Below are 5,994 nucleotides of genomic sequence, written 5' to 3'. Positions count from 1 at the left end.
CTGCCGGGCCGGCCGGTGGCGGTCAGCCCAGCAGCGCCCGGTAGCCCCCGATCAGGGCGGTGAGCCCGAGTTCGAAGGCCCGGTCCGCGCGCTCGCGCCCGACGGGGACGGCGTCCAGGGCGTCGGCCAGCCTCGGGGTCGCGGCGCGGTCGACGGCGTCGACCATGACGTCCGGGGCGACCAGGTCCAGCGCCGAGCCCAGGATGAAGCTCTCCAGGGCGGTGATCAGGCCCATCACGTCCTGCGCGGCGAAGCCCGCGTCCTCCAGGGTGGCGACGGCCCGCTCGTACAGCTCGTGCATGAACGATTCGGCAAGCGGCGCGGTGGCGAGCAGCCGGACGATGCCGGGGTGTTCGGCGAAGGCGTCCCGGTAGGCGTGCGCCCAGGTGCGCAGCGCGACGTCCCAGGGCTGGTCCCACATCGACTGCTCGCCGATCGTGCGCACCAGCTCGGCGCGCATCAGGGCGACGATCTCGGCCCGGCCGGCCACGTGGTGGTAGAGCGCGGAGGGGCTGACCTTGAGCGCACCGGCCAGCGCGGGGATGGTGAGGTCCCCCGCCTCGTCGACCAGCCGGAGCGCGGTGTCCACGATGCGCTGCCGGTCCAGCAGGGGTGTGCGCGGCCTGGGCATGCCCGGTTCCTCACCTTCGGGGTCGCCGGGCGGCCCGTCGGCCCCCGACAGACCAAGATCGTCGTTATCCAAGCGTTATTGAACGGCTTTCAGTAAAACCCTTCCGCACCCGCCGGTGCCGCGCCTACGGTAACCGAACCCCATTCGGTTAGGCAGGCCGCGCACCCGTCGGCCCGCCCTGCCCCGGAGAGGACGCACACCCCCGTATGCGTGCCGAAACGATCTTCACCGGCGGCCGGATCCACACCGGAGACCCCGCCCTCCCCCGCACCCACGCCCTCGCCGTCAGCGCGGGGCGGATCGCCGCCCTCGGCGACGCCGCCCTCGCCCTGCGCGACGAAGGCACCGACACCGTCGACCTCGACGGCGGCGCCCTGCTGCCCTCCTTCGGCGACGGCCACGTCCACCCGCTGCTCGGCGCCATCGGCCTGCGCGGCGTGCCCGTCCGCGACTGCACCAGCGTGGAGCAGGTCGTGGCGGCCGTCCGCGACTGGGCGCGGCGCCACCCCGAGGCCGAGTGGATCACCGGCGACGCCGTGGATCCGTCACTGGCCGAGGGCGGGCTGTTCGACGCCCGGCTGCTCGACGCCGCCGTACCCGACCGGCCGGTACTGCTGCGCACCATGGACCACCACACCGGCTGGGCCAACAGCGAGGCGCTGCGCCGGGCCGGGTACGGGCCGGACACGCCCCAGCCGGTCGGCGGCGAGATCGTCCGACGGCCGGACGGCAGCCCGCTCGGCACCCTGCGCGAGTTCGGCGCGCTCAACCCCGTCCTCGCGCTCGTCCCGCCGCGGCCACTGGCCGAACAGGTCGCCGCGCTGCGGGAGACCACCGCCGCGCTCGCCGCCGCCGGACTCACCTGGCTCCAGGACGCCTGGGTCGAACCCGCGCAGGTGGACACCTGGCTGGCGGCCGTCGCCGAGGAGGACCTGCCGGTCCGGGCCGGACTCGCCCTGCTGCTCGAACCGGACGGCTGGCACGAGCGGCTCCCCCGCCTGGCCGCCGACCGCGACCGGGTCGAGGCCGCCGGGCGCGGGCGGCTCAGCGCGCGGGCGGTCAAGTTCTTCGCCGACGGCGTCATCGAGTCCGGGACGGCCGCGCTGCTGGAGCCGTACAGCGACTGCCCGCACTCCCACGGCGTCGCCAACTGGACCGGCGCCGAGCTGGCGGAGGCCGTCACCGCCGTGGACGCGCTGGGCTTCCAGCCGCACATCCACGCGATCGGCGACCACGGCGTACGGATCGCGCTGGACGCCGTCGAGGCCGCCGCCCGCCGCAACGGGCCGCGCGCCCGCCGGCCGGTGATCGCGCACGTCCAGCTGGTCCACCCGGACGACCTGCCGCGGTTCGCCGAACTCGGGGTGATCGCCAACTTCGAACCGCTGTGGGCGCAGACCGACCCGCTGATGACCGAGCTCACCCTGCCCCGGATCGGCCCGGACCGCGGCTCCCGGCAGTACCAGATCGCCGCCCTGCTGCGCGGCGGCGCCCGGGTCTCCTTCGGCAGCGACTGGCCGGTCACCCGCTACGAGCCGCTCGCCGGGCTGGCCACCGCCGTCACCCGGCAGACGCCGGACGGGCTGCCGGACGGCGGCTGGCTGCCCGAGGAGCGGATCGGGCTCACCGAGGCGCTGGCGGCGTACTCGGCGGGCGTGGCGCACCAGGCCTTCGAGGAGGCCGAGTGGGGCGTACTGCGGCCGGGCCTGCGGGCCGACCTGGTGCACCTGGCCACCGATCCGTACGCGGTGCCGGCCGGTGAGCTGGCCTCGATCGAGGTGGCCGGCACCTGGCTCGGCGGACGGCGCACCCACGGTGGGCCGCCCGGCGGCGACCGCTCGACGCGCTGAGGCGCGCCCCGGCTGCCCGGCTGTCCGGCTGCGGCCGGTCCGGCTTGTTTGGCTTGTCCGGCTGCGGCTCGACGCGCTGAGACGTCCTGGCCGCCCCGCCGCCCCGCCCGGACGGATGTCCCGACCGGTTCCGGCCGTCCCCCACGGCGTCCGTGCCTCGTTCCCCGGTCGGCGGCCGACGCGTCCGCGCCGCCGACCGCCCTACCCTCGTACCCACGACCCCAGGAGAGCTCCCCCATGACCCTGCCCTCCGACGCGGCCTCCCCCGCCGCACTCCGTCCCCCCGACCCCGGCGCCCCTTCCACCCCCACCTCCCCGGGCACCGCTGGCGGGCTGGAGCGCGGGGTGCTCGGCACCGGCGACATCGTCTTCTTCGTCGTGGCCGCCGCCGCGCCGCTGACCGTGATGGCCGGCGTGGCGCCGTTCGCCATCTCCTTCGGCGGCATCGGCGCGCCGGTCGCCTACCTGGCCACCGGCGTGGTGCTGGCGCTCTTCGCGGTCGGCTTCACCACCATGACCGCGCACATCCGCAACGCCGGCGCCTTCTACGCCTACGTCACCCGCGGCCTCGGCCGGGCGGCCGGGCTGGGCGCGGCACTGCTCGCGGTGCTCTCGTACAACGCGATCCAGATCGGCATGTTCGGCGCCTTCGGGTTCTTCGCCCACACCACGGCCGAGGACCTGCTCGGGCTGGACCTGCCCTGGCCGGTCTGGGCGCTGCTCGGGGTCGCGGTGGTCTGGTTCCTCGGCTTCCGCTCGATAGACCTCGGGGCCAAGGTGCTCGGGGCGCTGCTGATCGCCGAGACCGGCATCCTGCTGGTGCTCGCGGTGGCGGTGCTGGTCAAGGGCGGGGCGCACGGGCTGAGCCTGTCCTCGTTCGCCCCGGAGCACGTGTTCTCCGGCGGGATGGGCGGGGTGCTCGGCCTCTCCTTCGCCGCCTTCATCGGCTTCGAGGCGACCGCGATCTACCGTGAGGAGGCCCGGCAGCCGCAGCGGACCGTGCCGCGCGCGACCTACGCCGCGATCGTCTTCCTCGGCCTCTTCTACACCTTCGTCACCTGGATGATCGTGCAGGCCTTCGGCGACACCGGGGCCGTCGCGACCGCCACCGCCGACCCGGCCGGGATGTTCTTCACCGCGATGACCGACTACGTCGGCGGCTGGGCGACGGACGTGCAGCGGGTGCTGATCGTCACCAGCCTGCTCGCGGCGCTGCTCGCCTTCCACAACACCATCACCCGGTACGGCTACGCGCTGGCCACCGAGCAGGCCGCCCCGGCCGTGCTGGGCCGGGTCCACCCGCGCCACGGTTCGCCGTGGATCGGCGGCATCGTGCAGTCGGTGGTGGCGGCGGTGGCCGTCGGGGTGGCCGCGCTGATCGGGGCGGACCCGTACAACCAGTTCTTCCTCTGGGCGAACTCCCCCGGGGTGGTCGGCATCCTGGTGCTCCAGGCGCTGGCCGGTCTGGCCGTGTTCGCCTTCTTCCGCCGCAACCGGGCGGCCGCCGCGAGCGCCGGGGCGTTCCGTACGGTCGTGGCGCCGCTGGCCGCCACCGTGCTGCTGTGCGGGGCCACCGCGCTGGTGGTGTGGCGGCTCGACCTGTTCACCGGCGCCGGCCCGGAGGTCAACTGGCCGCTGGTCGCGATCGTGCCGGTGGTGTTCCTGACCGGCGTCGGGATCGCCCTGCGGCTGCGGGCCCGCCGGCCGGAGGTGTACGCGCGGCTCGGAACGACCGAGGTCGACGCGGGCTGAGCGGTAGCGCCGGGCAGCGGGAGGGGAGCAGCGAGCGCCGGGCAGCCGGCGAGGCCCGGCCCGGACCGGTGACGGCTCCGCGTCCTCCGGGCCCACTCGGGCCCGGCCCGCTCAGGCCCGGCCGACGGCCTCGGCGAGGAGCCGGTAGGAGTCCAGCAGCGCGGCGCGGTCGTAGGTACTGGTGGTGACCAGGAACTCGTCCGCCCCGCTGCGCTCCACCAGCGCCAGCAGCTCGGCGGCGGCCTGCTCCGGGGTGCCCGCGATGTGGCCCTTGAGCGACTGCTCGTACGCGGCCCGCTCCCGGACGGTCATCTCCCGGGCGAGGATCTCCGCCGCCGGGGCCAGGGGCGGGAACTCGCCGTGGGTACGGGAGTACGCGCCGGACCAGGCCTCCGGGACGAGCAGCTCGCGCGCCCGCTCGGCCGTCTCGGCGACCGCCACCGTGCCCGAGACCACCACGTACGGCTCGGCGGCGTGCGCCGAGGGGCGGAACCGGTCGCGGTAGCGGTCGATCGCCGCGAGCATCCGGTCCTCCCCGTGCGGGGCGGCGATCACCAGCGGCAGCCCGGCGTCGGCGGCCAGGTCGGCGCCCGCACCGGTGGCCAGGACGAAGGCCGGGACGTGCAGGCCCTCGGCCGGCCGGGCGTGGACCCCGCGGTGCGCCTGCTGCGAGCCGTCGAAGTAGCCGAGCAGTTCGGCCAGCTGGGCACCGAACTCGTCCGCTGCGCCCTTCTCGCGCCCGAGCGCCCGCCGGACGCCGTCGGTGAAGCCCACCGAGCGCCCGAGCCCCATGTCGATCCGCCCCGGGAACAGCGCGGCCAGCACCCCGAACTGCTCGGCCACCACCAGCGGCTGATGGTTGGGCAGCATCACCCCGCCGGTGCCGACCCGGATCCGGGAGGTGGCCGCCGCCACCGCCGCGGCGAGCACGGTGGGCGCCGACCCGGCCACCCCCGGCACGCCGTGGTGCTCGGAGACCCAGAACCGGTGGTAGCCGAGCCGCTCCGCCTCGCGGGCGAAGGCCACCGTGTCCCGCAGTGCCCGGGCCGGCTCCTCACCCTGCCTGGTCCGGGAGCGGTCGAGCACGGAGATCCTGGTCGTGGACGCGGCGCTGGTCACGTCGGTGCACAACGCCCTCCCTCCGCGCGGGCATTCCCCGGGCGGCCCCGGGCCGGGGCCGGCGGCCGTCGGCCGGCCGGTCAGGCGCCCGCCCCGGGTATTCGGCCCCGGCGGGCGTCCGCGTCCGCGGCACCGGCCTTGGTCTTCCGGCGGCCCCAGGGCTTGTACACCGACAGGACCACGGTGAACAGGTAGAGCGACAGCGCCACCGCCGGGACGATCACCGTGTTGTACCGGACGAAGCCGAGGTCCGCCGCCGTGATCGGGCCGGTCGGGTGCGCGTCCACCACCCGCACCGCGTCGTGCAGCCGGTCGCTGAGCGCGAAGACGGAGGCCGCCATCGCCCCCAGCGTCAGCCAGAACTTGGTACTCACCCAGTAGTACCGGAACAGCCCCCAGGAGGTGCCGAGCCCGAGCGCCACCCCGCTCAGGAAGGTCAGCAGGCTCAGCGGCAGGATCAGCACGTCGCCGAGCAGGCCCATCGCCCGGTAGGCGGTGCGCAGCCGGTCGGCGTCGCCGGCGCCCACGGCCGTCAGCGCCGTCACCGCCAGGGTGAGCAGGCAGAGCATCAGCGCCAGCCAGCTCACCGAGGCGGTGATGTGCAGGACGACCAGGCGTTTGCGCGCCGCCGGTGTCAGGCGG

General features: G+C 75.5%; 5 protein-coding genes. 2 read left to right on the top strand and 3 right to left on the bottom strand.

Going from position 1 to position 5,994, the window contains the following annotated elements; all coding sequences use genetic code 11:
• Positions 1-22 precede the first annotated feature (22 nt).
• Complete coding sequence (locus ACFU7Z_RS34760; protein WP_380781994.1) at positions 23-631, bottom strand: TetR/AcrR family transcriptional regulator C-terminal domain-containing protein; 609 nt, start codon at positions 629-631, stop codon at positions 23-25.
• Between the two features lie 206 nt (positions 632-837).
• Here ACFU7Z_RS34760 and ACFU7Z_RS34755 point away from each other — a divergent pair, with 206 nt between their 5' ends.
• Together ACFU7Z_RS34755 and ACFU7Z_RS34750 are read left to right on the top strand one after the other, a co-directional pair.
• Entirely contained in the window at positions 838-2,481 is a 1,644-nt protein-coding gene (locus ACFU7Z_RS34755; RefSeq protein ID WP_380781992.1) for an amidohydrolase, read from the top strand.
• Positions 2,482-2,718: 237 nt separating this feature from the next.
• Entirely contained in the window at positions 2,719-4,233 is a 1,515-nt protein-coding gene (locus ACFU7Z_RS34750) for an APC family permease (protein ID WP_380781990.1), read from the top strand.
• Positions 4,234-4,344: 111 nt separating this feature from the next.
• Here ACFU7Z_RS34750 and ACFU7Z_RS34745 read toward each other — a convergent pair whose 3' ends face one another.
• Together ACFU7Z_RS34745 and ACFU7Z_RS34740 are read right to left on the bottom strand one after the other, a co-directional pair.
• Positions 4,345-5,352: an MsnO8 family LLM class oxidoreductase gene (locus ACFU7Z_RS34745; RefSeq protein WP_074004662.1), complete on the bottom strand. Its 1,008-nt coding sequence runs from the start codon at positions 5,350-5,352 to the stop codon at positions 4,345-4,347.
• Between the two features lie 80 nt (positions 5,353-5,432).
• Positions 5,433-5,994 (bottom strand): DUF2269 domain-containing protein (locus ACFU7Z_RS34740; protein ID WP_380781988.1); only part of this gene is annotated, 562 nt, incomplete at its 5' end.

Source organism: Kitasatospora sp. NPDC057518 (assembly GCF_042802075.1).
In the GTDB taxonomy this organism is placed as follows: Bacteria; Actinomycetota; Actinomycetes; order Streptomycetales; family Streptomycetaceae; genus Kitasatospora.
The sequence above is the reverse complement of the archived record's forward strand: the minus strand, read 5'-3'. Positions and strand labels throughout refer to the sequence as shown.